1 protein-coding gene is annotated in these 430 nt (G+C 60.9%); it reads left to right on the top strand.

Annotation, left to right across the window (positions count from 1 at the left end; translation table 11 throughout):
- The first annotated feature begins 157 nt into the window (after nucleotides 1-157).
- Nucleotides 158-391, top strand: a complete 234-nt coding sequence (locus tag ACTQ48_RS11595) for a helix-turn-helix transcriptional regulator (RefSeq protein WP_366150681.1) — start codon at nucleotides 158-160, stop codon at nucleotides 389-391.
- Nucleotides 392-430: the final 39 nt, after the last annotated feature.

Genomic DNA, 430 nt, shown 5'->3' with positions numbered 1-430 from the left:
AAAATCGGGAAAGATTCGGGGTCATGAGGAAAGAGTAGCCGCTCAGCAGGGAAACACATCGTTGTAATTACGCAGCGCGCACCCTAGTCACTGCCAGTTTCTTGGTAGTTTCGTTTCCTTACTTGACTTCTTTCCTGTTCTTTCCTACTCTCTTCCTATGGAAGCAACCAGACTCGTGAACGGGGCGGCGGTCGCCGCTCTCCGCAACGCGGTAGGGATGAAGCAGGTTCGCCTCGCCAAGGACGTCGGAGTGTCGGGCGCATTCCTGTCCAACATCGAGGCCGGACGGAAGCAGCCCGGACCCCAGACCGCACGCGCGCTCGCAGACGCCCTCGGCGTCCCGCTCGAGGCCATCACCTACCCAGCGATTCGCCGGACGGTGGCAGCATGAGCGCCACGCTCGTCCCCTTCGCCTACGGCGATGCCACTG

It is taken from the genome of Collinsella sp. Sow4_E3 (genome assembly GCF_052116285.1).
GTDB lineage: Bacteria > Actinomycetota > Coriobacteriia > Coriobacteriales > Coriobacteriaceae > Collinsella.
Note: the sequence above shows the minus strand (reverse complement) of the source record. Positions and strands in the feature narration are given on the sequence as shown.

Excerpts from the sequence above, each read along its gene's own strand:
- ACTQ48_RS11595 (WP_366150681.1), top strand. The coding sequence starts at position 158 with ATGGAAGCAACCAGACTCGTGAACGGGGCGGCGGTCGCCGCTCTCCGC.